Here is a 20,924-nt window from a genome sequence, read left to right on the forward strand (position 1 = left end):
CGCTTTGCTGCGGTGGCCGCGGTGTGCGATGGCCGCATTCTAGGAAGCCAGGGGAGTCGGTAATGCTGTCGAATCGATTACAGATTTGTCATTCAGGAGCACCGCGCCAACGGCTATCATCCGAGCATGCAAGGCGCCCGGAGCGCGCCCTGCCGTTACTGGCCAGGCGAGGACGGACATGAGAATTCTGGTGGTGGAGGACGAGCCCAAGACGGGCGAGTACCTGCGCAAGGGGCTGACCGAATCGTCCTTCGTGGTCGACCTGGCGGTGACCGGCGCCGACGGCCTGCACCAGGCGCTGGAGGTGGTGTACGACCTGATCATCCTTGACGTGATGCTGCCGGGCATGAATGGCTGGGATGTGCTCAAGCAACTGCGCGAGCACAAGGACACGCCGGTGCTGTTCCTGACCGCGCGCGATGAAGTGGAGGACCGCGTGCGCGGGCTGGAGCTGGGCGGCGACGACTATCTGGCCAAGCCCTTCGCCTTTGTCGAGCTGCTGGCGCGGGTGCGCACCTTGCTGCGGCGCGGCCCGGTGCGCGAAGCCGACCGCATCGAGATCGAAGACCTTGAGATCGACCTGATCCGTCACCGCGTGACGCGCGCCGGCCGGCGCATCGAGCTGACGCCGCGTGAGTTCTCCCTGCTGCATTTCCTGGCGCGCCGTCACACCGAGGTGCTGAGCCGTACCCAGATCGCCTCCCATGTCTGGGACATGAACTTCGATAGCGATACCAATGTGGTGGATGTGGCGGTGCGGCGCCTGCGCGCCAAGATGGACGACGATTTCCAGCCCAAGCTGATCCACACCGTGCGTGGCATGGGCTATGTGCTGGAGCGCCGGGAAGCCTGATGCGCAGTCTCTCGCTTACTGCCCGCCTGGCGCTGGCCTTTGGCCTGGTGGCCGCGATCGTGTTCGGCGGCGCGGGTGCTTACCTTTACCGCGCGCTGGCCATGCAGGTGATCGAGCGCGACGACGCGGAACTGCTGCGCAAGGTGGCGCGCGCGAGGGCCGAGTTGATGGAGCAGGGCGCCCGGCCCGACAGCGACTGGCGGGAAGTGGCCGGCGTGGTGTCCGGCAACGACGAGTTTGCGCTGGTGGTGCGCGCCGCTGGCGGCGCCGTGCTGCTTGCGGCCAATGCCGGCGAAGGGCCGCCCGCCTTGGAGCCGGTGGCGCCCGCTGCGCAGCTCGGGCCCGAAGCGATCCGTGCCTGGACCACGCGGCAGGGTTACCCGGTGCACGGCGTGCAGGCGCTGGTTCCTGTCGGTCCAGGTACTGCCGGCACTGGCGCCGCCACGCGGACGCTGGCCTTCACGCTCTACCAGACCGCCATTTCCCGCACCACGTTGCTGCGCGCATACCGCGCGAAACTGCTGTTGACAGGGCTGCTGGGCACGCTGGCCGTGGCCGGGCTTGGCTACCTGGTGCTGCGCGCCGGCATGGCGCCGCTGCGGCGCATCGCCGCCGGGGCATCGTCGGTCACGGTGCGGCGGCTCGCGCTGCCGGTCGACCCGGCGCGGCTGCCGCCCGAACTGGCGGAACTGGCTGCGGCCCTGCAACAGATGATGGACCGGTTGCGGGATGGGTTCGAACGCCTGTCGCAGTTTTCCGCGGACCTGGCGCACGACTTCCGCACGCCCATCGGCAACCTGCTCGGGCAGAGCCAGGTCGCGCTGTCTAGCGAGCGCAGCGCCGACGAATACCAGGCGCTGCTGGCGTCCAATATCGAGGAATATGAACGCCTGGCCCGCATGATCGAGAACATGCTGTTCCTTGCGCGGGCCGAGAACGCCCGCGTGGCGGTCAACCCGGTGCGCCTGGACCTGGCGCGCGAACTGGGCGCGCTGTCCGACTATTTCGAGGGGCTGGCGGAGGCGAGCGGCGTGGCTATCGCGGTGGATGGCGGGGGCGCCGTGCTGGCTGATCCGCTGTTGCTGCGGCGCGCGGTCAGCAACCTGGTGGCCAATGCCATCCGCTACACACCCGCCGGGCAGACGGTGGTGATGGCGGCACGCACCGGCCCCGCAGGCAGCCGTATCGAAGTGCGCAACCCCGGGGCCGGCATCGCGCCGGAACACCTGCCCAAGCTGTTCGACCGCTTCTTTCGCGGCGATCCTGCCCGCGCCAACTCGGGCGAGTCGGCGGGCATTGGCCTGGCCATCGTGAAGTCCATCATGGACTTGCACCATGGGCACGTTGAGGTGGAGTCCGAAGTCGGGGGAACCACGGTCTTCAGGCTGCTGTTTCCGCCGAGCATGGCGGATCCCGCGTCTCAGGGTGCCGCTGCCACTGCTACTGGCGCAGCGACGTGAGCAGCCGGATGCCGAGCAGCGCCATTACCCCGCCGGCGGCGCGATCCAGCCACAGCTTGAAGCGCAGGTAGAAGGCACGCGGCCTGGCGCAGGAGAGCGCGATCGCCACGATCGCGTACCAGCCCGTCTCGATGGCAAAGACCATCAGCGGCAGCGCCAGCAGCAGCGAGGCCGGCACCTCGGCGGGCAACAGCGCGGCAAACACGCTGGCGTAGACCACCGCCGTCTTGGGGTTGCTCAGCTGCGTGGCGAAACCGCTCAGCAAGGCACGGCCGCGCCCGGTGCCGGGCGCTTGACCGCCTTCTGCCGCGCCGGCCGCCATCGCCAGGGGCGCGCTGGCGCCGCGCCAGATGCGCACGCCCAGATACACCAGGTAGATGCCGCCGCCCGCCTTCATCGCCATGTACAGCCAGGGCACCGCCGCCAGCAACAGCTTGAGCCCGAGCAGCGCGGCCGCGGCAAACACCACGCCGCCCAGCCCCATGCCCAGCGCCATGTAGAGCGCATCGGCGCGGGAGCGGGCAATGGCGGCGCGGGCCACCATGACGAAGCTCGGGCCGGGGCTGACCGCGCCGAGCGCCAGCGCGCCGCCAATGGCCAATGTGGATGTGAGTGCGTCCATGGCTTTGTCTCGTCAGGAAGGAGGGGGTTCGCTGCGGGCCGGCATGCGGCCGATGCGCGTGGCGAGATGGTAGCAGCAAGAGGTAGCAGCATGACGCACGCGCCACCGGCTTCGGCAGGCCCCGCTCAGTTAGCGCCGAATCCCGCCCCGCTCAGTGCCGCAATCGTCTGCGCCAGCTCCTCGCGCAGTGCCGCCACGAGTTGCGCTGCCGGCAGGGCGCGCGCCAGTGGCGCCGCTTGCCCGGCCCATTGCGCGGCGTAGTCCGCGTTGCCGCGCGCCTTGGCCGCCGCATGCAGGGCCTTGCCGGCGTCGTAGGTGATGGGGTAATCGGGGATCGCCGGGCGGTCCGCCGCCTCGCCCAGCGCCGTCAGCCGGTTGACGAAGCCGCGCGCGGCCCGGCCGGAGATGGAGCGGGTCAGCGTGGTGCTGGCCGGCCGGTCCGCCAGCAAGGCGGCGCGGTAGGGCGCGTCGGCCACGGTCTCCGGGCAGGCCACGAAGGCGGTGCCGAGCTGCGCGGCCTGCGCGCCCAGCGCCAGGGCCGCCGCAATGCCGGCGCCGTCCATGATGCCGCCGGTGGCGATCACGGGCAGGGCGGTATGGCGGACCAGCAGCCGTACCAGCGCGAGGGTGCCGAGGCCTTCGTCATGCCCCTCGGGCTTGAACGTGCCGCGGTGGCCGCCGGCTTCCACGCCCTGGGCAACGATGGCATCGACGCCGGCAGCGGCGATCTGCCGCGCTTCGTCCAGGCTGGTGGCCGTGGCCATCAGGAAGATGCCGGCGGCGTGCAGCGCGTCGATCCAGGCCTGCGCCGGCAGGCCGAAATGGAAGCTCACTACCGCGGGCCGCTCCTCCAGCAGCATCGCGAACATGGCGTCGTCGGCGACAAAGCTGGTGTAGATCTCGCGCAGGCTGGCGGGCGGCGTGGCGCCGAATTCGGCGAAGCTCGGCGCCAGGTAGGCCAGCCATTGCGCCTCGCGCGCAGGGTTGGCGACGGCGGGAGCGTGGCAGAACAGGTTGATGTTGAAGGGCTTGTCCGTCAGCGCACGGGTTTCGCGGATGGTCTTGCGGGCGCCCTCGGCGTCCATGGCGCCGACGCCGAGCGAGCCCAGGCCGCCGGCATTCGACACTGCCGCGGCAAGCGCCGGTGTGCTGACGCCTGCCATTGGCGCCTGGATGATCGGGGCGGCAAGGCCGAGCCGGGAGAGCAGCGAGCGTGGTTGCGTGGCGTGGATGGGGTCGGTCATGGCGGGTTCCTCGTTTCCTCGGTAATGGGTGGATGCTGTGGGGTGGATTTTGCGGGGCGGGTTCTGTGAGGTGGGTTCCGTGCCGTGCGCCGGGCATGCGCTGGCCTTCACAGGAAGCAGAAGGCGGCAGATGCCAGCAGCGCGGCAGCGGCGGCGGCAAGCGGGCCGCTGAAGCCATGGCTGCGCGCCATCAGCGCATCGGATACCAGCGGGCCGGCGATCTGGCCTACGCCATAGGCGGCGGTCATGATGGCGAGCAGGTTGAATGTCACGCGGTGGGCCACGCGTTTCGCGGCGGGCATGGCAATGGTCACGGTGCCAACGAAGGTGCCGCCCACCAGCAGCGCGCTAGCCAGGTAGGCCACGGCCGAGTGGCTGAGCGCGGGCAGGATCACGCCCACCGCCTGCACCAGCAGGTTGAGCGCGAGCGCGCGCCGCGTGCCGAGGCGGCCGTGCAGCGCGTGCCAGAGAAAGCACGACGGTGCCGCGCCAAGCCCGAACGCTGCCCAGATATGGATCGGGTCGATGTGGCCGAGCGCGTCGCGCACAAAGAGCGGCAGGTAGGTCGCCGTGACGATGTAGCCGAACCCCGCCAGCCCGTAGCTGCCCACCAGCGGCCACGGACCAGGCCCGTTGGCATTGGCCTCGTCCGTGGCAGTGGCATGCGGCTGGGGTGCCGGCACGCGGCCCGCAAGATACGGCCATGCCAGCGCGCTCAGCACGGCGGCGCCACCGCCGATGGCAAGCCACAGCAAAGGGCTGTGCCAACCGGCCAGGTTGCCGGCGGCAATGAGCTCGGCGGACAGCAGGATGCCGGCACCGACGCCCGAGAACAACAGCGGCGCGCCATGCGGATGTCCTACCACCTGGAACAGCCACACGGACGCGCAGATCAGCGCGATGGCGCTGAGCACGCCCGCCAGGAAGCGCACACCGATAAAGAACCAGGGCGCGGCCGGCACTGCCAGCGCCAGCAGGCACAGGGCGGTGCCGAAGAGGGCGATGCGGCAAAAGCGTGGCGCAACGCGCTGCGGCATGCGGCTGACCGCGAGGGCGCCCACGAGATAGCCGGCATAGTTGGCGGACGCGGCCAGCGAGCCGGCGCTGACGCTCAGCAGGCCGTCGCGCACCATCAGCGGATACATGCCGGTAAACGCAAAGCGCCCGAAGCCCATGCCCACCGCCAGCACCAGCGCGGCGGCCAGTGAGGGCATCCATGGCGCCATGGTCTTGCCAAAGGACTGCGGCGCTGCTGTGACGGTCCGGATCCTAGCCATGCTGCAGCTCCTGGAGAAACGCCGCGTATGCCGACGTGGCAAAACCCGAACGGCGCACCAGCAAGGTGTGCGCGACTCGCACGGGCACGGTTTGCAGGCTTGCGGCATCGGGGTGCAGCGCCAGCAGCGACTTCGGCAGGATGGCCACTGCCGAGCCCGCCGTCACGCAGGCCAGGATCGCGTGGTAAGACGCCAGTTCCAGCACGTTCAGCGCCAGCCGTGGGCCTTCGCCGCTGGCGAGCCAGTCCTCGGCACACAGGCGGTACGTGCAGCCGCGCGAGAACGTGGCCAGGCTGCGCAGCTGGATGTCCTGCGGCGTACGCACCGGCGGATGGCTGTGCGGCAGCACCAGCAGCAGTTCTTCGGAGAACAGGAACGTGCCTTCCAGGCCGGGGCCGAGCACGTCCATGTCGAGCGTGTCCGGGACGCCATCGGCGGGATGGGCCACCACGGCGCAGTCGATGCGATGCGCCAGCAGTGCGTCGATCAAGGCTTGCGTGGTGCCGGTCTGGATCTCGATCCGCACGTCCGGCCATTTGCCGTGATAGCGAGCCAGCGGGCGGGGCAGCCGGCTCGCGGCCGAGCTTTCCATGCTGCCCACGCGCAACGTACCCGAGGGCGCATCGCCGCGCATGGATTGGCGGGCTTCTTCGGCCAGCGCCAGCAGCCGCTCGGCGTAGCCCAGGAAGCGCTGCCCTTGCGGCGTCAAGGTCATGCGCTTGCTGTCGCGCAGGAACAGGGCGACGCCGAGTTCCTCTTCGAGCTGCTTGACGCGCGTGGTGACGTTCGACTGCACGCGGTCCAGGGTCTTGGCAGCCCGCGTGACGCTTTCTTCAAGCGCAACGGCTCGGAAAATCTCAAGTTCGGCCAGATCCACGGCAATCCTTCGGTTGAAATTGGTTCTTAAAAAGAGAACAAATTTCAATTAACTATCATCGATAGGGAATGATAAGTCAAGAAAGCCATGACGCCAGCGGGGTGGGGCGAGGTGGGGTGCACATTCCGGTGAACAATGCCGCGGCCCGGCGCGTACCCAAGGCGCGGGACTAATGCGGATCCTGGTATTGCGAGGGTTGGGGTTGCGCGGGTTGCTGCTGCGAATGCCGATGCGCCGGTGCCGGCCGCGCCAGGAGCGCGCGGATCGACGCAAGATAGCGGTCGCCAACTTCCCGGCTGGCCCGGTTCGACTGGGCGCGCAGGGCACGGCGGGCCGGTGGCGTGATGTTCAGGCTGCGGCAGATCGTTGACAGGTAGGGCTTGCGGTCTCCCGCCAGCCGCTGTGCCGCGGCTTGCACCGCCGCATCGCCTACGCGTTCGCGCAACCAGGCCAGGACCTGCCTGTCGTATTCGTTCTGCACCCGGACCAGGTGTTCCATGATCGGCTCCCGTAGATACTGTTCATCCATACAGTTACTGTAAATATATACAGTAATGCGGTTTTTTCAAGGATGAATGTCGAGAACCAGATACGGGCCATCGTCCAGGGGGCTACAGGACCATGCAGGCGGCAGCGCTGGCGCTGGCGCCGGGCCGTTGCGGCACGCAGGCGGGCCCGGCGGGCGGCATTTCCAGGTGGCGGCGCCGGCTCGCAGGCAGGTTCTCTTCCGGGGGCTTGCAGGCTGCGCGCGCGTCATGCCGCGGCGGGTGGCTGTCGCGCAGGGCCGGATGGTGCTTTTCCACCCAGCGCGCCGCTCTCCAGAGCGCGACGATGCAGGCAACCGCATAACTGCAGTAGATGAGGATCAGCATAAGCACCTTGCTTCGCGCCCGCTTGGGGGCGAGTAGTTCAAGAAGGTGCGAGTATGCGCAAGATCACTCTCCATGCGGTATCACTCGATTGGGGGGGCAGGTGACTGTGCTGGCAGCGAGGCCAGGCTGGTGGCCGCTCTGGCGGAAATGCCGCAGCGGGGAGAGACAATTGTTTGCAGTTCACCCCGCCAGCGCGGGCTGCGCTGGCGGGGTAGGCGAGGCGCTCAGGCCTGATCTTCGCCAGGCGTATCGGCGCGGTACTCCAGCAGGTCGCCCGGCTGGCAATTCAGCGCCTCGCAGATTTTCTCCAGCGTATCGAAACGGATGCCCTTGACCTTGCCGGATTTCAGCAAGGAGAGATTGGGCTCGGTGATCCCGATGTACTGGGCGAGCTCGCGCGATTTCATCTTGCGCTCAGCAAGCAGGACGTCAAGCCGGACGAGGATAGTCATAGGGTCAGGGTGCCTCAAACGCAAACACAAACTCAAACAAAGCCTTCATTCTCCTGCGCGACGCGCGCGGCCTCGACCATTGCCCAGGCGATGGCCAGCAGCAAGCCCAGCATCACGTCGCCAAAGGTGATGATCACCACCATGTAGGGGCCGTTGGCAGCCGTGCTGGCCAGGGTCATGGCCAGCAGCGTCTTGGTGAGCGGAACCACCACGCTGAACGCCGTCACCACCAGCGCCACGCGGCGCAGGCGTACGGCCGTCTCCAGGGTAAGGACCGCGCCGCCCGCCAGGGCCGCGAACAGCCTGTGCGCTTGCATCAGTCCACTGACCAGCAAAGCCGTGGCCACGCTCGTGATGGCCAGCCCGAGCAGCCGGTACGGCATCGACACCAGCAACTGCCCGCCTGGCGCAGGCCCGGCCAGGAACGTGCGCAGGTTCCGGTCCAGCTCCGCATCGGAAAGCAAGAACCAGAAGGCGATCAGCCCCGCCGTCGTCACGACGGCGCACCACAGTGTCAGCCACTGCATGCGGCGCGCGATGACGCTAACGCGCATTAGGGCGCCATCAGCGGGCAAGGGAAGGGAAAGGGGGGGCGGCATGCCGGTCTCCTGAATGGATTGCGCATGGCAAAAAATTACTGTAAAACAGCAATGTGTTATCGTTTTGCAGTAATTTATATTCGTCGGAGATTAAATTATATGCGTCCCATAGCCTTCCCTGGCCGCCTCTTTCCCATCGCGCCTGCTGCCATGTTGGTGCTTTTGTCGGTTGTGCCTGCGCATGCCGCAGCCGCGGAACTTGCCGCCAACTATTGGTACGTCGGCGGCGACCTCAATATTGCCCGCGACAAAGTCAGTACGAGCACGCCTGGCTGGGCGGGAGGATCGTCCAACAACGTTAGACCTTCAATACTTCAATGGCTATGACCATCAGGACAATCGCAGGCGTTGCATGGATCGGGGCATGCTACGCGCTTGCCGGCTGTGCGCCAACGCAGCTCTCCAGCCCGGCCGCATCGGCGGTCAGGATCACCCACAACGAGCCTGCCGCGGGATGCACCTATCTTGGCGACGTGACCGGCAGCCAGGGCGATTTTGTGCGGGGCGCCATCACGGCCAATGCGGATCTGGAAACCGGTGCACGCAACGACATCAAGAACAAGGCAGCGGCAATGGGTGGCAACCTGGTGTACCTGCTCACCCAGCGCGCAGGCCAGACCGGCAGCAAGGATCGCCTGGAGCAAACCAACGTGACGCTGTCGGGCAACGTGTATCGCTGCGCGTCCCCGGGCGCGCACTAGGGCGCCGCAGGGGTGGCGCAGCCTGTTGATGTTGACTATGACGTGGACGAAGGCCGGCCTTACAACCGTCGCCCGTCAATCGGCATGCGCCAGTATCCCGGCCGCCCCGGCGGGGCCGCGGCGCGAACAGGGATCAGGCCAGCTTCTCCCTGAGGATGTCCTGCGCGGATACCGGCTTGCGGCCCCGCTTGCGCCGGTAGTTGCCTTCCGCGTCCATTTCCCAGGTGTCGCGGTTGTCCTTCAGGTAGACCTTCAGCCCTTCCTCGATCACGCGATCCTTGAGCGTTTTGTCCAGCACGGGGAAGCACACTTCGATGCGCCGGAAGAAGTCGCGGTCCATCCAGTCGGCGCTCGATAGCCGCACGTCTTCGGCCTTGTCGTTGTAGAAGTAGAAGATCCGCGCATGCTCCAGGAACTGGCCAAGCACGGAGCGCACCCGGATATTCTCGGACAGGCCCGGAATGCCGGGGCGCAATGCGCAGGCCCCGCGCACGATCAGCTCGATCCGGGCGCCATCGCAGGATGCCTGGTACAGGGCCTGGATGAGCTTGGGCTCCAGCAAGGCGTTCATCTTGGCGATGATCAATCCCTTGCGGCCAGCCTTGGCGTGCTTGCCTTCGCGGCGGATGGCTTCGAGCAGCGCCGTGTGCATGGTGAACGGCGATTGCCAGAAGTGCGCCAGCGTGCCGGGGTGGCCGAGCCCGGTCAACTGGGAGAACACGTTGGCCACATCGTCGACGATGGCTTCCTTGCAGGTAAACAGGCCGAAGTCCGTGAAGCTCCTGGCCGTCTGCGAGTGATAGTTGCCGGTGCCGATATGCGCGTAGCGCCTGAGTTTCTTCCCTTCGCGCCGCACCACCATGGCCATCTTGGCGTGGGCCTTGTAGCCAACCACGCCGTACACCACGTGCGCGCCGGCTTCTTCAAGCTGGGCTGCCCAGTTGATATTGGCCTGCTCATCGAAGCGGGCGAGCAACTCCACCACCACGCTGACTTCCTTGCCTCTGCGCGCGGCGCCGATCAGCGCCTCCAGCAGGGCCGAGTCGTTGCCGGCGCGGTACACCGTCTGCTTGATGGCCATCACTTCCGGATCTTCCGCGGCCTGGCGGATGAAATCCACGACGGGCGAAAACGACTGATACGGATGGTGCAGCAGGATATCGCCGTCGCGGATGGCGCGGAACATGTCGGGCTGGTCCTGCAGCGCCTTGGGCAGGCCGGGGCGGCACGGCGGGTACTTCAGGTCATCGCGGTCCACGCTGTCAGGAACCGGCAGCAAGCGCACCAGGTTGACCGGGCCATTCACCGAAAATACCTCGGCGTCTTCCAGGCCGAACTGGTTTTGCAGGAAGTGGGTCATCTCCTCGGAGCAGTTGTCCGCGACCTCGAGCCGCACCGCGTCGCCAAAATGCCGCTGCGGCAGCTCTCCCTGCAGCGCATCGCGCAGGTTCTTGATTTCTTCCTCGTCGACGAACAGCTCGCTGTTGCGGGTGACGCGGAACTGATAGCAGCCGCGCACGCGCATGCCGGGAAACAGCTCGCAGACGTGGGCATGCAGGATGGACGACAGGAACACGAAGCCGTGTTCGCAGCCGGAAATCTCCTTGGGCAGCAGGATCACGCGGGGCAGGGCCCGGGGCGCCTGCACGATGGCCGCGTTCGCCTCCCGGCCAAAGGCATCCTTGCCTTCGAGTTCCACGGCGAAGTTCAGGCTCTTGTTGAGCACACGCGGGAACGGATGCGCCGGATCAAGGCCAATGGGGGTGAGCACCGGCATCAGCTCGCGGAAGAAATAGCTGCGGATCCATTCGCCCTGTTCCTGCGTCCAGTGTGGACGGCGCAGGAAGCGGATTCCCTCGCGGTCCAGGTCCGGAACCAGCACTTCGTTGAACAGGCGGTACTGTTCCGCGACCAGCTTGTGGGTGCGGGCGCTGACAAGCGCGTAGATCTGCCGCACGTCCAGTCCATCCGGGCCGGTGGTCGCTGGCGCCTGCAGCTTGATCTTCTCCTTCAGGCCGGCAACGCGGATCTCGAAGAACTCATCCAGGTTGCTGCTGAAGATGCAGAGAAAGCGCAATCGCTCCAATAACGGAATGTCATGGTTCTCGGCCTGGGCGAGCACGCGCCGGTGGAACTCCAGCTGGCTGGCCTCACGGTTCAGGAAGAGCTGCCGTGCGTTGGCGCCGAGGCTGGTGCTGGCACTGGCGAGAAAGTCCGATGGAGCACCGTGAACGTCACTCGGTACCAGGGGGAGGGAAGGGGCGATCTCGAGTGGAGCTGCCGAGCCTTCTTCCATGATTCGCTTCAATCCTTCTCTGGGAATGGATCATCGTGCACCGATGACCTGTTGGAAAGATATTACCGCGCGCCGCGCCGCTTGAGGAGTGGGCGCGGTGCACGTTTCCCGATCTGCGCCAGGACTGTGTGGCTGGCGGGCCACGGACAGATGCCGGGGGAGGGGGCGTCCGGTCGCGGCCGCCTTGCGGGAAAACCCTGAAGGAGTGAGGCACTGCCCCCGGCCCTGCAGCCAATGGGAATTGCAGCTACCCTGTCGCGCAGTGATGGACTGACACCGGGAAAACACAATGCAAAAGACACTGAAAATCGATTTTGTCTCCGACGTCGCGTGCCCGTGGTGCGCCGTGGGCCTGAGTTCGCTGCAACAGGCGCTGGCGCGGCTTGGCGATGCCGTTTCGGCAGAAATCACGCTTCGCCCATTCGAGCTTAATCCGGACATGGGGCCGGGAGGCGAATCGATCCAGGATTACATGGCGCGCAAGTATGGCCGCACCGAGGAGGAAATCGTGCAGAGCCAGGCCATGATCCGCCAGCGTGGCGCCGACGTCGGCTTTGAGTTTGGCTCTCGTACCCGCGTATACAACACGTTCGACGCGCACCGGCTATTGCATTGGGCAAACCTGGAGGGGCGCCAGCTGCCGCTGAAGATGGCGCTGTTCCGTGCGTATTTCACGGAGTCCAAGGATTCCAGCAATCACGAGGTCCTCGTCGAGGCAGCGGCTGCGGCCGGCCTGGACGCCGACAAGGCACGCACCGTGCTATCGGGCGACGCGTATGCGGCGCAAGTCCGCGAGATGGAGAAGCGCTATCAGGACATGGGCATCCGTTCCGTGCCTTCGATCATCTTCAATGACCAATACCTGGTGAGCGGCGGGCAGCCGGTGGAGGCGTTCGAGAATGCCATTCGGGAGGTGCTGGCAAAAGGCTGAAGGGGCGCATGATCATCCATGGCGCCTGCGCTAAGCCTGCAGCCATGGACGCCCCGCGCACAAGGGGTCTCGGCGCGTCGCGCCGGCTGAGTAGGCCGAGGCTTGCTCGCGGGAAAGCGTTGCCTTTCTGCATACGTACTATCACCTGATGCTGCGCCGCGCCATTTCCTTTGCTATGATTAGGGAAAACCCGGTAAGGGTAATCCCTAGGAAAAAGCCATGAGCACGCAAAGCGACATCAAGATGACCGACCAAATGGAACGCGATCTGATCGAGCGCGAACTTGGTCCCCGCAGCCCCAGCCTGGTGGCAGATGTAAAGAGCGCCATCTTCGCCGTGCAGCATATGCTGAGCCGCCTGCAGAACCAGGCACGCAAGGCAAAGATCGTCTACGCGAACGGCTGATCGGCCCGCCCGCCAGTTCTGGCGCAGATTGGCAGGCCTGTGCGTGAGGGCGGGCATCAGACGACCCTTAGCAAAAGCAGGCATGCATCCGATTCAGACAATGTGCGTCTGACCCGGCGCCACTCAGGGTGGTAACAGCGCGGCTTGGGCGGCGGCGAGAACCTCGCGATTCAAACCTGCGAGCAACCCTGACGCCGCGCGTGCGTATTGCCAGTGAAGCGGTACATCAAGCGGGGTGTTCGGCACCAACTCGACGAGTGAACCGTCCTCGAGATGAGGGGCGATCAGTGCCTCCGGATGCAAGCCCCAGCCCATGCCGGCCAACGCTGCGGTCACAAAGGCATGGGACGAAGGCAACGTGTGCCGGGGAAGCTCCACGTGCCGATGGCACAAACGCCGTGCCCACCGCGCCTGCAACTCATCCTTGATATTGAACATCAGGCTGGGCGCCAGCGTCAGGCTGCCGGCGCCCACGCCATCGCCGAAATGGCGCTGGATGAAAGCCGGGCTGGCGGCCGCCAGGTAGCGCATGGAGCCCAGTGGACGACTGTTGCAGCCAGCGGCAGGACGGGCTGTGGCCGTTACGGCGGCCAGCACTGCGCCGCTGCGCAGCCACTCCGTGGTGTGGTCCTGGTCGTCCACCGCCACCTCCATCAGCACGGGACTTTCTGCAGCGAAGGCGGCGATGGCCGGCGCGACCCAGGTGGCCAAGCTGTCGGCATTCACCGCAATGGGCAGCGCTACCCGTGCCATGCCCTCCGGGGCAAGCGCCGGTAGCGCCCCTTGCAACTCTTGCTCGAGCAGCCGGACACGGTCAATGTGCTGGCAAAGCCGGCGGCCCGTCTCCGTGGCCCGGCAGGGCTGATCGCGCACCACCAGCGCGCAGCCTACGCGCTCTTCCAGCAGCCGAACGCGCTGCGAAATTGCCGATGGCGTTACATGGAGAGCGCGGGCTGCACGCTCGAAGCTGCCCTCCCGAACCACGGCAGCCAATGCGGATAGAGCGGAGTAATCCAGCATAAGTTAAGTTCAGCTAAATAGAATGAAGCAAAGGTAGTTTGTCTTCATTCGCCAGTGCAGGCAAGCTAGATGTATGAACACCTCGCTTGCCTTATCCGTTTCCCTCCAAGGCCTGGCCCTGAGCCTGGGCCTCATCGTGGCCATCGGCGCACAGAACGCATTCGTATTGCGCCAGGGTCTGCGTCGCGAGCATGTGGGCAGCGTGGTGCTGTTGTGCGCCATGGCGGACGCATTGCTGATTGCGGCGGGTGTCATGGGCATGGCCCAGGCATTGGGGGAGCGCCCCGGCCTCGCGCGTGTGCTGGCGCTGGCCGGTGCCGCGTTCCTGGCGATATATGGATGGCAGGCGCTGCGGCGTGCGCGGCATGCTCGTCCATTGAAGGCATCTGACGGTGGGAAGGGGCTCAGCAGGGGTGCCGCGTTGGCTCAGGCGGCGGCGTTCACGCTGCTCAATCCTCATGTTTATCTGGATACGGTGCTGCTGGTGGGCAGCATCGGTGCCCAGCAACCGGCGGCGCTGCGAGGCTGGTTCGTGGCGGGCGCCAGTGTTGCCAGCCTATTCTGGTTCGGGCTTCTTGGCTTTGGCGCACGCTGGCTGGCGCCGTGGTTCGCCCGGCCGAGGGCCTGGCAGGTGCTGGATGGTCTCATCGGTACGACCATGTTCGTCCTGTCCGCTCTGCTGGTGCAGCGCGTACTCCAAGGGTTGTGAGGTGTTTCCTGGTGCGTCGAACAGGTAACGGCCTTGGCTGCGGCGGCTGAGATTGGCTTGGCAGCCGTCGGCGGGTGCTATTCAACGATAACCTGGCCGAACTTCAATGGTTTGTCACAAATACTTGAATTTATGATGTTTTTACTCGTTTTTTGCGCGCGCCCTATCATGCGCGTTGGTGCGTGAGGATGTTCTTGCCGCCGCTGCCGCATCGGGTCAGATCCGACCGATCGTGCGACTACGAGGTCGACCGGAATGAAGACCGCCTCAGTGTGCCGATTTCGAGCCGATGGCTTATGGCCGGCTCCCGTCGCGGGACATTTTCGATGTCCACCACGAGAGGCAAATTAAGGGTTGTCGCTAGGAATATTGGACATATGCCAGCCTTTACCGATATCACCACCGTCCTTGAGCGCCAGTTCCTTGGCCCGCTCATGCTCGCGATATGGCGTAGTGTGAAAATTTGATCGTCGCAATCCCACGCCTGAACGCTGCGATTGCTCCTGCGATATCCGCTTCTGTCGTCGCCCAACCAAGGCTTAGTCGGAAGCTGGCGTCGATTCAGATTGCCGCCGCCATGTGCATCAGCGTGGTGACTGTCAGAGTTCATCGATGCCAGGCAATGCGAAAAATGAGGACTCGGAGTTTCGCCGATCTGGTGCTTCTTGCGCAAACTCTCGGTCTCGCGCTGCTTCCCTCTGAGTCCGAAGCTGACGAGCAGCCTGCCATCCGGCTGCAGCCTCGACAGCTTAGCGCCGCAACCATAGCTTAGCGACGGCGTCGGGCAGCGTGCAGAGGACGAAGGTCATATAAGGACGTCTCATCGATCCACCGCACGACACACTCACGATCGAGGAGATTCGGTCTTGCGAGGACGTAATGCATTTTCAATGCATTGGATCATGTCCGTGTCCTGAAATGGCTTATAAAGAACGCACGTTGCACCCAATGCCATGGCACGCTGATCGAATCCGACATGCGCAAATCCTGTCATGAAAATGACAGGCATATCGAGATTGCGCGCGCGCAGTGCCTCTATCAAAGCGAAGCCGTCCATGCCGGGCATTTGCGCGTCTGTGATCACGCAGGACATGCAAGGCAGCGAAGTGCACTGCAGTAGCTCTTGACCGCCTCCGTACAATTGCACGCTAAGATCGAGCGAACGCAGCAGCCCCCCCATGGCAATTCGCACGGCGACATCGTCGTCAACTATCGCGATCGTGGGCCGAGCTATCACACTGACTCCTTGTATACGCGCTGAGCGCTGGCAATGCTCTGCTGGAAGAGTAGCGCCGAACCGGTCCACACCCAATCATCCGATGGTTTTGCCAATTCTTCGGGTGCACGTCCCACGCTACGTTGCGATGAAGTCACGCTAGCCAGGAAAATCAGTCCCCCAGCGATAGCGAGCCAGCCAGCTATCGTGATCCTGCAAAACCAGGAGAGATGAATTGGCGATGCAGGAGGTGGCCATTGTCTGTTCGTATCAGCTGGCTGAGTCTTCGGCATGGTTGCGGACTTTGGAATGCTGTTTGCTCAGTTCGGCACTGGCAGCGGCGATGTGACAATGGTGAACCGCATGAAGGCGAGGGCGTCTCGAATTCGCTCGTCTGCCAATTCACTTCTGAAGGCCGTTTGCGCCATTGTGCCAAGTCAAGAAACTGAGCGCCGTCAGCAATACGGCTGGCAGCATTACACACCAGAGCGAAAGCATCGAATAGCCAAGGGCGCCGAGAGCGGCGCCCGATGCGAAACCCGCGAGCGCCGGTACCATCTTTTTGAGCCGACCGCGTATGGCTTTGCCTTCCGCCTCAGATGCGGATGGCAGGTCCACCAGGTCAATGATAATTTGCGTCGTATTTCCGGTCATGATCGTGGTGGGGCCGAGGTCTGACAAGGACGTCCGGGACAGTGCGTTCTGAATACCCATGGCCACTACGGCAAGCATGCCGGCGCCGACGGCTGCAGGTGTGCTTGGATCGGAAATGGGAGAGGCGTGGACCCCGACAACTATGAAGAGAACCAGCGCCACGGCCTCGGCAAATAGCAACAGCGGGGGTGCCGATTGTTTGTCCCGTACGATGCGTGACTCGGTCAGCCTGGCGGCCGCAACCGCCAAGGCAAAAGCCGGCAGCGCAAGCAGTTTGGCGAGCAGGCCCGCAGAATCACCGGCGATGTCGACGCCGATCATCACGAAGTTTCCTGTCGCGTGCGCCGTAAATAGGCCGAATAGTGAAATGAACCCGACCACGTCTACATAGCCGGCGACGAAGGCCAGGATGCAGCCGAACGCCGGTCCTGAAAGATCAGCGCGGCGACCGGCGTCAGGAAGCTGTGTGGGTGTCAACGCGGTCTCTCACGATGGTTGGTCAGCGGACGGTCAGAAGCTGTGCCGCATCGCAATGGCGAACGTCTGCGGGTCTGCGCCAGCCTTGATACCGAGGTTGTTGATGGCGAAGTCATAGGTCGCGTTGCTGCGGTTGTTGATGCGGCTGTAGTAGGCGTATAGCGCGGTGCGCTTGGAAAGGGGGTAGTCATAGCCGACGGTTACCTGAAATGCGCCGGTATCCGAACCACTTCGGACGGATCCAATCGTTTCCATGGCTGTGCCGGTGCCATCGCCGACAAAGGCGAAGCCGGCACGTATGCTGCCGGGGCCAAGCTCCTGTATCAGCGAGACGTAGTAGCCATTGCGCGTAAGGTCTCCAGTGGCGGTACGATAGTGCAGGCGTTCATACAGAGCGCTGATGCGCGTCGAGGGGAACTGGTAGGAAATTCCTGCCTTGATTGCGTCGTCGTTGCGTCCGTTGGTCTGATAGTGCTGGTGGATTTCATAGGCAAGCGTCAGGTTCAGGTTGCCGTGGTCATAGGCCGTGGCAAAGGAATACAACGCTGGATTGCGCGGCACCGTGGTCTTTTCTTCCGGCAATCCCCAGGCGATGGCGCCGCTCAAGCCGTGCCACGTCGGCGACTGGTAGTGCAACGAGTTCTTCTGCCGTCGATCAAATGAGCTGGTGTTCTGGACATTGTCGCTGGTAGACGCAGCGCCATTTCCTATTAGCGCCATGTAACCCGCAGTGGTGGGGTAATACGGGTCGTAGTTCTTGGTTGCACTTGTGTACGGCGTGTCCCAGTTGCCCATGAAGAGGGTGCCGTACGGGCTCTGAAGGCCGACCCGCGTATCCCGCGCCGCGATTTGCCCAGCGCCGTTGTCAATCGACAGGGCGCTTTCGATCTGCCAGATCGCCTTGATCCCGTTGGCCAACTGTTCCTCGCCCCGCATGCCGAACACAGAGCGGTTATTCGTGAGGCGCGCCGTATTGCCCAATCTGGTGCCGTCGGTTGCGGTGGTCACGGTCACATACTCGATTGCCGTGTTCAGCCGACCATAGATCACGACGTTGTTTTCCGCCATGGCAGGTGCCGCGGCCGCGGACAAAGAGGCAGCCAAGGCGACGTGAATGCGCCGGCGCGCGATTGCGTTAGTGCGGCTGGTAAGTGCTTCGGGCTGCTTTCGGGAACGACTCATGCTGTTATTGGTTCCCTTCTTTGCTACGTGCGGGGAGGGATGCCGACGGTTCAACGGCCGTGTCCGCATTGGGCGGTGTGCCCGTAATCTTCGGAACGCATTCGCCGCGGAACCATGCCATGGTTACGGGCTCTCCTGCCAGCATGCGCTTGACCGGCGGCACAACCTGCTCGCCAATCAGCATGCCCAGCAGCCCGATCAAAGCAATTGCGGGCGGCGCAGGCGAGCGGACCTGCATCAGTGCATAGATGATGCCGACCAGGATGCCGGCGCCAAGGGAGATGAGATAGAGCTTCATATGTGACAAGGTTGGGGAGGGGGAAATCGGTGCGGCGTTACGCCGGCGGCAAGCCTGGGCCGATGCCGATGTAACCGAGGATCGTGGCCACCCACAGTACCGAAAAGGTGGGTTGGGCCAGCGGGGAAAACGTGCCGCCCGATGCAGGCTTGGCCGCCGAGATGGCAGATTGCGTCATGGTTGTCTCCGCGTGCGAAGGTCATCCCATGCCACGAGCAGGAACCCACCCACCAGGCCCAGATGTTCGAAGAACGCGTTAGCCATCATGAACTGCGCCTCGGGCGGTGCGCTCCAAAACCGGTTGGCCAGGAACGTGGCCATCAGCGTGAACGCCGCCAGCGCCAGTGCGCCTAGCCAGCGCCAGAAGCCAGTCAGGATCATTGCCGACGCACCAAGCTCCAGCGCAATCGTCGCCGCAGCCAGCGGCACGGCGGGCGACAGGCCGAAGTGCTGCATCTCTGTCACTGCGCTGGAGAAGTCGAACAGCTTGACCAATCCGCCCTGCAGGTAGGCTGCGCACAGCAAAAGCAGGGCGATCCAGCGCATCCAGCGAGGCAGTCGGTGCGTATTGTTGCCGGCCGTGGCTAGCGAGGTCGTCGAGATGGTCATGGCCGCTCTCCGATGTGATCAATGTGGATCAGAATGCCCAGCACGAGCAGCCTAGCGCACCCCAGAACGTGCTTTCGTCCGACGTCGGCACGCTCGAGGTCCACGCATTGGCATGCGCATGGCCATGCACGCCGCACGAACTGGCGCAGCCGCACGCGGTGTTCAGCGCCAGTGCGCGCGCCTGGGCCTGCGGGCGCGGCTGGTACTGGCTGCCATGGCGGGCCGGTGACCAGTCGGGCATCGCGGGCGGGATGTCGGGCGAATGCTTGCCGAATTCGCTGTCGCCATAGACCACCTTGCCGCCGAGCACGGTCAGCACCGACGTGATGTCCTGGATGTCGTCGCCCGGCACCGAGTAGTAGTCGGCCGACAACACGGCCAGGTCGGCCAACTGGCCCACCTTGATCTGGCCCTTCTTGCCCACTTCGGATGAGAACCACGTGTTGGCCTCGGTCCACAGGCGCAGCGCCGTTTCGCGATCGAGCAGGTTCGCCTGTGGATACATCGACATGCCGCCGACGGTCTTGCCCGTGGTCAGCCAGTACAGCGAGACCCACGGGTTGTACGAGGCCACGCGTGTCGCGTCGGTGCCGGCGCCGACCTTCACGCCCTTTTCCAGCATCTTCTTGATCGGCGGTGTGGCTTCGGCAGCGCGTGCGCCGTAGCGCTCGACAAAGTACTCGCCCTGGTAGGCCATGCGGTGCTGCACCGCGATGCCGCCACCGAGCGCGGCGATGCGGTCGATATTGCGGTCGGAAATCGTCTCGGCGTGGTCGAAGAACCAGTTCAGGCCGTTGAACGGGATGTCCTTGGCGACCTTCTCGTAGACGTCGAGCGCGCGCGTGATGGTCTGGTCATAGGTTGCATGCAGGCGCCATGGCCAGCGCTTTTCGGCCAGCAGGCGGATCACCGGCTCCAGATCGGCTTCCATCGACGGCGCCATGTCGGGGCGCTCGACACGGAAGTCCTCGAAGTCGGCCGCGGTGTAGACCAGCATTTCGCCGGCGCCATTGTGGCGATAGAGGTCATCGCCCTGGCCTGGCTTGACGGTCGACGTCCAGGTCTTGAAGTCGCTCAGCTCTTCCTTGGGCTTCTGCGTGAACAGGTTGTAGGCCAGGCGCACCGTGAGGTGGCCTTCCTTGTGCAGCTCCTCGATGATGTTGTAGTCCTCGGGATAATTCTGGTAGCCGCCGCCGGCGTCGATGACGCCGGTCACGCCCAGGCGGTTCACCTCGCGCATGAAGTGGCGCGTCGAGTTCTTCTGGTACTCGGGCGGTAGCTTCGGGCCCTTGGCCAGCGTGGCGTAGAGGATGGTCGCATTGGGCTTGGCCAGCAGCAAGCCGGTGGGATTGCCGGCCTTGTCGTGCACGATCTCGCCGCCCGGCGGGTTCGGCGTGTCCTTGGTATAGCCCACGGCACGCAGGGCGGCGCCGTTGAGAATGGCGCGGTCGTACAGGTGCAGGATGAACACCGGCGTATCCGGGGCCGCCGCGTTCAGCTCCTCGATGGTCGGCAGGCGCTTTTCCACGAACTGGTGCTCAGTGAAGCCGCCCACCACGCGCACCCATTGCGGTGCGGGGGTGCGTGCCACTTGATCCTTGAGCATGCGCATGGCATCGGCCAGCGAACGCACACCGTCCCAGCGCAACTCCATGTTGTAGTTCAGGCCGCCGCGGATGATGTGCATGTGGCTGTCAATCAGCCCGGGAATGGCCCGCCGGCCGTTCAGGTCGATCACCCTGGTCTGCGTTTCCGCCAGCTTCATGATGTCCTGGCGCGTACCTACCGCGACGAAGCGGCCGTCCTGGATAGCCACGGCGTCGGCCTGCGGATTGGCACGGTCGAGCGTGGCGAACTTGCCGTTGACGAGAATGAGGTCGGGAGTCGGGTTCGGTGACATGGCGAATAGTTCCGAAGAGGCTGCCGCACCGAGGGCGGCAGCCGAGGTGATGAAGTGCCGGCGGGTAGCATCGTCCTACGCATGGAAACCATGCGTAGGACGATGACTATCTTCATCTTTATTCGCTGCTTAGCGTGCGGGCACCGGGGCGATGGATTCGTGCCCCGTGGCCGTGCGCTGGGCAGCCTTATGGACCATGGTGTAGGCGTAGTCCACGCCCATGCCGTAGGCGCCCGAGTGTTCCTTGGCCACCTTCATCACGGCGTCATA

24 protein-coding genes and 2 pseudogenes are annotated in these 20,924 nt (G+C 64.7%); 8 read left to right on the plus strand and 18 right to left on the minus strand.

Annotation, left to right across the window (positions count from 1 at the left end; genetic code table 11):
• Positions 1 to 178: 178 nt before the first annotated feature.
• Both AC1RWI_RS26720 and AC1RWI_RS26725 read left to right on the plus strand, forming a co-directional pair.
• Positions 179 to 853, plus strand: a complete 675-nt coding sequence (locus tag AC1RWI_RS26720) for a heavy metal response regulator transcription factor (RefSeq protein WP_043355791.1) — start codon at positions 179 to 181, stop codon at positions 851 to 853.
• Positions 853 to 2,313 (plus strand): heavy metal sensor histidine kinase, encoded by a 1,461-nt coding sequence (locus AC1RWI_RS26725; protein WP_043355789.1) that lies wholly within the window; start codon positions 853 to 855, stop codon positions 2,311 to 2,313. Before AC1RWI_RS26720 ends, AC1RWI_RS26725 begins: the two co-directional genes overlap by 1 nt.
• Here the strand turns inward: AC1RWI_RS26725 and AC1RWI_RS26730 are convergent.
• From AC1RWI_RS26730 to AC1RWI_RS26765, 8 genes are all read right to left on the minus strand, one after another.
• Positions 2,294 to 2,935, minus strand: a complete 642-nt coding sequence (locus AC1RWI_RS26730; protein WP_043355787.1) for a LysE family translocator — start codon at positions 2,933 to 2,935, stop codon at positions 2,294 to 2,296. The genes AC1RWI_RS26725 and AC1RWI_RS26730 overlap by 20 nt on opposite strands.
• 125 nt (positions 2,936 to 3,060) lie before the next feature.
• On the minus strand, positions 3,061 to 4,179 hold the full coding sequence (locus tag AC1RWI_RS26735; protein ID WP_492869817.1) for an NAD(P)H-dependent flavin oxidoreductase: 1,119 nt from the start codon (positions 4,177 to 4,179) through the stop codon (positions 3,061 to 3,063).
• 107 nt (positions 4,180 to 4,286) lie between these two features.
• Positions 4,287 to 5,456 carry a YbfB/YjiJ family MFS transporter gene (locus AC1RWI_RS26740; protein WP_492869818.1) on the minus strand — a complete coding sequence of 390 codons (1,170 nt, stop codon included), beginning with the start codon at positions 5,454 to 5,456 and terminating at the stop codon, positions 4,287 to 4,289.
• Complete coding sequence (locus AC1RWI_RS26745; RefSeq protein ID WP_043355783.1) at positions 5,449 to 6,333, minus strand: LysR substrate-binding domain-containing protein; 885 nt, start codon at positions 6,331 to 6,333, stop codon at positions 5,449 to 5,451. Before AC1RWI_RS26745 ends, AC1RWI_RS26740 begins: the two co-directional genes overlap by 8 nt.
• Positions 6,334 to 6,502: 169 nt before the next feature.
• Positions 6,503 to 6,832 carry a CppA family protein gene (locus AC1RWI_RS26750; protein WP_043358275.1) on the minus strand — a complete coding sequence of 110 codons (330 nt, stop codon included), beginning with the start codon at positions 6,830 to 6,832 and terminating at the stop codon, positions 6,503 to 6,505.
• A gap of 112 nt (positions 6,833 to 6,944) precedes the next feature.
• Positions 6,945 to 7,205 carry a hypothetical protein gene (locus tag AC1RWI_RS26755; RefSeq protein WP_043355781.1) on the minus strand — a complete coding sequence of 87 codons (261 nt, stop codon included), beginning with the start codon at positions 7,203 to 7,205 and terminating at the stop codon, positions 6,945 to 6,947.
• A 224-nt stretch (positions 7,206 to 7,429) separates the two neighbouring features.
• The gene (locus AC1RWI_RS26760) at positions 7,430 to 7,657 is read right to left on the minus strand and encodes a helix-turn-helix domain-containing protein (protein ID WP_043355780.1); all 228 of its coding nucleotides are present in this window, start codon (positions 7,655 to 7,657) and stop codon (positions 7,430 to 7,432) included.
• A gap of 32 nt (positions 7,658 to 7,689) precedes the next feature.
• Positions 7,690 to 8,256 carry a DUF2975 domain-containing protein gene (locus AC1RWI_RS26765; RefSeq protein ID WP_144410000.1) on the minus strand — a complete coding sequence of 189 codons (567 nt, stop codon included), beginning with the start codon at positions 8,254 to 8,256 and terminating at the stop codon, positions 7,690 to 7,692.
• A gap of 24 nt (positions 8,257 to 8,280) precedes the next feature.
• Here AC1RWI_RS26765 and AC1RWI_RS26770 point away from each other — a divergent pair, with 24 nt between their 5' ends.
• Both AC1RWI_RS26770 and AC1RWI_RS26775 read left to right on the plus strand, forming a co-directional pair.
• On the plus strand, positions 8,281 to 8,583 hold the full coding sequence (locus tag AC1RWI_RS26770; protein ID WP_492869819.1) for a hypothetical protein: 303 nt from the start codon (positions 8,281 to 8,283) through the stop codon (positions 8,581 to 8,583).
• Entirely contained in the window at positions 8,580 to 8,957 is a 378-nt protein-coding gene (locus AC1RWI_RS26775) for a DUF4156 domain-containing protein (protein ID WP_144409998.1), read from the plus strand. The genes AC1RWI_RS26770 and AC1RWI_RS26775 overlap by 4 nt, the downstream gene beginning before the upstream one ends.
• Before the next feature lie 133 nt (positions 8,958 to 9,090).
• Here AC1RWI_RS26775 and ppk1 read toward each other — a convergent pair whose 3' ends face one another.
• Entirely contained in the window at positions 9,091 to 11,253 is a 2,163-nt protein-coding gene (gene ppk1, locus AC1RWI_RS26780) for a polyphosphate kinase 1 (RefSeq protein ID WP_492869820.1), read from the minus strand.
• A gap of 289 nt (positions 11,254 to 11,542) precedes the next feature.
• Between ppk1 and AC1RWI_RS26785 the strand changes: the two genes are divergently transcribed.
• On the plus strand, positions 11,543 to 12,184 hold the full coding sequence (locus AC1RWI_RS26785) for a DsbA family oxidoreductase (protein ID WP_043355778.1): 642 nt from the start codon (positions 11,543 to 11,545) through the stop codon (positions 12,182 to 12,184).
• Positions 12,185 to 12,403: 219 nt separating this feature from the next.
• The gene (locus AC1RWI_RS26790; RefSeq protein ID WP_043355776.1) at positions 12,404 to 12,589 is read left to right on the plus strand and encodes a hypothetical protein; all 186 of its coding nucleotides are present in this window, start codon (positions 12,404 to 12,406) and stop codon (positions 12,587 to 12,589) included.
• A gap of 123 nt (positions 12,590 to 12,712) precedes the next feature.
• Here AC1RWI_RS26790 and AC1RWI_RS26795 read toward each other — a convergent pair whose 3' ends face one another.
• A complete protein-coding gene (locus AC1RWI_RS26795; protein WP_043355774.1) occupies positions 12,713 to 13,609 on the minus strand; it encodes a LysR family transcriptional regulator ArgP in 897 nt (298 codons plus the stop codon).
• Positions 13,610 to 13,682: 73 nt separating this feature from the next.
• On the opposite strand from AC1RWI_RS26795, the gene AC1RWI_RS26800 reads away from it, so the two are divergent.
• Together AC1RWI_RS26800 and AC1RWI_RS26805 are read left to right on the plus strand one after the other, a co-directional pair.
• Positions 13,683 to 14,318, plus strand: coding sequence for a LysE/ArgO family amino acid transporter (locus tag AC1RWI_RS26800; protein ID WP_492869821.1), 636 nt, complete (start codon positions 13,683 to 13,685; stop codon positions 14,316 to 14,318).
• Positions 14,319 to 14,868: 550 nt separating this feature from the next.
• Positions 14,869 to 15,090 (plus strand): annotated as a pseudogene (locus AC1RWI_RS26805) (LuxR C-terminal-related transcriptional regulator); the annotation flags it as partial.
• A gap of 72 nt (positions 15,091 to 15,162) precedes the next feature.
• Here AC1RWI_RS26805 and AC1RWI_RS26810 read toward each other — a convergent pair.
• The 8 genes and pseudogenes from AC1RWI_RS26810 to AC1RWI_RS26845 form a co-directional block, all read right to left on the minus strand.
• Positions 15,163 to 15,555 (minus strand): response regulator transcription factor, encoded by a 393-nt coding sequence (locus tag AC1RWI_RS26810; protein ID WP_492869822.1) that lies wholly within the window; start codon positions 15,553 to 15,555, stop codon positions 15,163 to 15,165.
• A 381-nt stretch (positions 15,556 to 15,936) separates the two neighbouring features.
• Positions 15,937 to 16,665, minus strand: coding sequence for a YoaK family protein (locus tag AC1RWI_RS26815; RefSeq protein WP_043355770.1), 729 nt, complete (start codon positions 16,663 to 16,665; stop codon positions 15,937 to 15,939).
• 33 nt (positions 16,666 to 16,698) lie between these two features.
• Positions 16,699 to 17,847, minus strand: a complete 1,149-nt coding sequence (locus AC1RWI_RS26820) for a porin (protein ID WP_492869823.1) — start codon at positions 17,845 to 17,847, stop codon at positions 16,699 to 16,701.
• 4 nt (positions 17,848 to 17,851) lie between these two features.
• Positions 17,852 to 18,145 (minus strand): XapX domain-containing protein, encoded by a 294-nt coding sequence (locus tag AC1RWI_RS26825; protein WP_043355767.1) that lies wholly within the window; start codon positions 18,143 to 18,145, stop codon positions 17,852 to 17,854.
• 37 nt (positions 18,146 to 18,182) lie between these two features.
• Entirely contained in the window at positions 18,183 to 18,323 is a 141-nt protein-coding gene (locus AC1RWI_RS26830; protein ID WP_158408327.1) for a hypothetical protein, read from the minus strand.
• Positions 18,320 to 18,754 (minus strand): DoxX family protein, encoded by a 435-nt coding sequence (locus AC1RWI_RS26835; RefSeq protein WP_492869824.1) that lies wholly within the window; start codon positions 18,752 to 18,754, stop codon positions 18,320 to 18,322. Before AC1RWI_RS26835 ends, AC1RWI_RS26830 begins: the two co-directional genes overlap by 4 nt.
• A 28-nt stretch (positions 18,755 to 18,782) precedes the next feature.
• Positions 18,783 to 20,654, minus strand: coding sequence for an amidohydrolase (locus AC1RWI_RS26840; RefSeq protein WP_492869825.1), 1,872 nt, complete (start codon positions 20,652 to 20,654; stop codon positions 18,783 to 18,785).
• A 129-nt stretch (positions 20,655 to 20,783) separates the two neighbouring features.
• A pseudogene (locus tag AC1RWI_RS26845) lies at positions 20,784 to 20,924 on the minus strand (hydrolase); the annotation flags it as partial.

Source organism: Cupriavidus sp. MPR-AND1C (assembly GCF_058809705.1).

What these genes read in the sequence shown, in the direction of transcription:
- AC1RWI_RS26755 (WP_043355781.1), bottom strand. Translation starts at nt 7,205, where the DNA reads ATGCTGATCCTCATCTACTGCAGTTATGCGGTTGCCTGCATCGTCGCG.
- AC1RWI_RS26730 (WP_043355787.1), bottom strand. Translation starts at nt 2,935, where the DNA reads ATGGACGCACTCACATCCACATTGGCCATTGGCGGCGCGCTGGCGCTC.
- AC1RWI_RS26820 (WP_492869823.1), bottom strand. Translation starts at nt 17,847, where the DNA reads ATGAGTCGTTCCCGAAAGCAGCCCGAAGCACTTACCAGCCGCACTAAC.
- AC1RWI_RS26840 (WP_492869825.1), bottom strand. Translation starts at nt 20,654, where the DNA reads ATGTCACCGAACCCGACTCCCGACCTCATTCTCGTCAACGGCAAGTTC.
- AC1RWI_RS26735 (WP_492869817.1), bottom strand. Translation starts at nt 4,179, where the DNA reads ATGACCGACCCCATCCACGCCACGCAACCACGCTCGCTGCTCTCCCGG.
- AC1RWI_RS26795 (WP_043355774.1), bottom strand. Translation starts at nt 13,609, where the DNA reads ATGCTGGATTACTCCGCTCTATCCGCATTGGCTGCCGTGGTTCGGGAG.
- AC1RWI_RS26800 (WP_492869821.1), top strand. Translation starts at nt 13,683, where the DNA reads ATGAACACCTCGCTTGCCTTATCCGTTTCCCTCCAAGGCCTGGCCCTG.
- AC1RWI_RS26760 (WP_043355780.1), bottom strand. Translation starts at nt 7,657, where the DNA reads ATGACTATCCTCGTCCGGCTTGACGTCCTGCTTGCTGAGCGCAAGATG.
- AC1RWI_RS26835 (WP_492869824.1), bottom strand. Translation starts at nt 18,754, where the DNA reads ATGACCATCTCGACGACCTCGCTAGCCACGGCCGGCAACAATACGCAC.
- AC1RWI_RS26825 (WP_043355767.1), bottom strand. Translation starts at nt 18,145, where the DNA reads ATGAAGCTCTATCTCATCTCCCTTGGCGCCGGCATCCTGGTCGGCATC.
- AC1RWI_RS26725 (WP_043355789.1), top strand. Translation starts at nt 853, where the DNA reads ATGCGCAGTCTCTCGCTTACTGCCCGCCTGGCGCTGGCCTTTGGCCTG.
- AC1RWI_RS26770 (WP_492869819.1), top strand. Translation starts at nt 8,281, where the DNA reads ATGGCAAAAAATTACTGTAAAACAGCAATGTGTTATCGTTTTGCAGTA.
- AC1RWI_RS26775 (WP_144409998.1), top strand. Translation starts at nt 8,580, where the DNA reads ATGACCATCAGGACAATCGCAGGCGTTGCATGGATCGGGGCATGCTAC.
- ppk1 (WP_492869820.1), bottom strand. Translation starts at nt 11,253, where the DNA reads ATGGAAGAAGGCTCGGCAGCTCCACTCGAGATCGCCCCTTCCCTCCCC.
- AC1RWI_RS26740 (WP_492869818.1), bottom strand. Translation starts at nt 5,456, where the DNA reads ATGGCTAGGATCCGGACCGTCACAGCAGCGCCGCAGTCCTTTGGCAAG.
- AC1RWI_RS26785 (WP_043355778.1), top strand. Translation starts at nt 11,543, where the DNA reads ATGCAAAAGACACTGAAAATCGATTTTGTCTCCGACGTCGCGTGCCCG.
- AC1RWI_RS26790 (WP_043355776.1), top strand. Translation starts at nt 12,404, where the DNA reads ATGAGCACGCAAAGCGACATCAAGATGACCGACCAAATGGAACGCGAT.
- AC1RWI_RS26750 (WP_043358275.1), bottom strand. Translation starts at nt 6,832, where the DNA reads ATGGAACACCTGGTCCGGGTGCAGAACGAATACGACAGGCAGGTCCTG.
- AC1RWI_RS26720 (WP_043355791.1), top strand. Translation starts at nt 179, where the DNA reads ATGAGAATTCTGGTGGTGGAGGACGAGCCCAAGACGGGCGAGTACCTG.
- AC1RWI_RS26830 (WP_158408327.1), bottom strand. Translation starts at nt 18,323, where the DNA reads ATGACGCAATCTGCCATCTCGGCGGCCAAGCCTGCATCGGGCGGCACG.
- AC1RWI_RS26765 (WP_144410000.1), bottom strand. Translation starts at nt 8,256, where the DNA reads ATGCCGCCCCCCCTTTCCCTTCCCTTGCCCGCTGATGGCGCCCTAATG.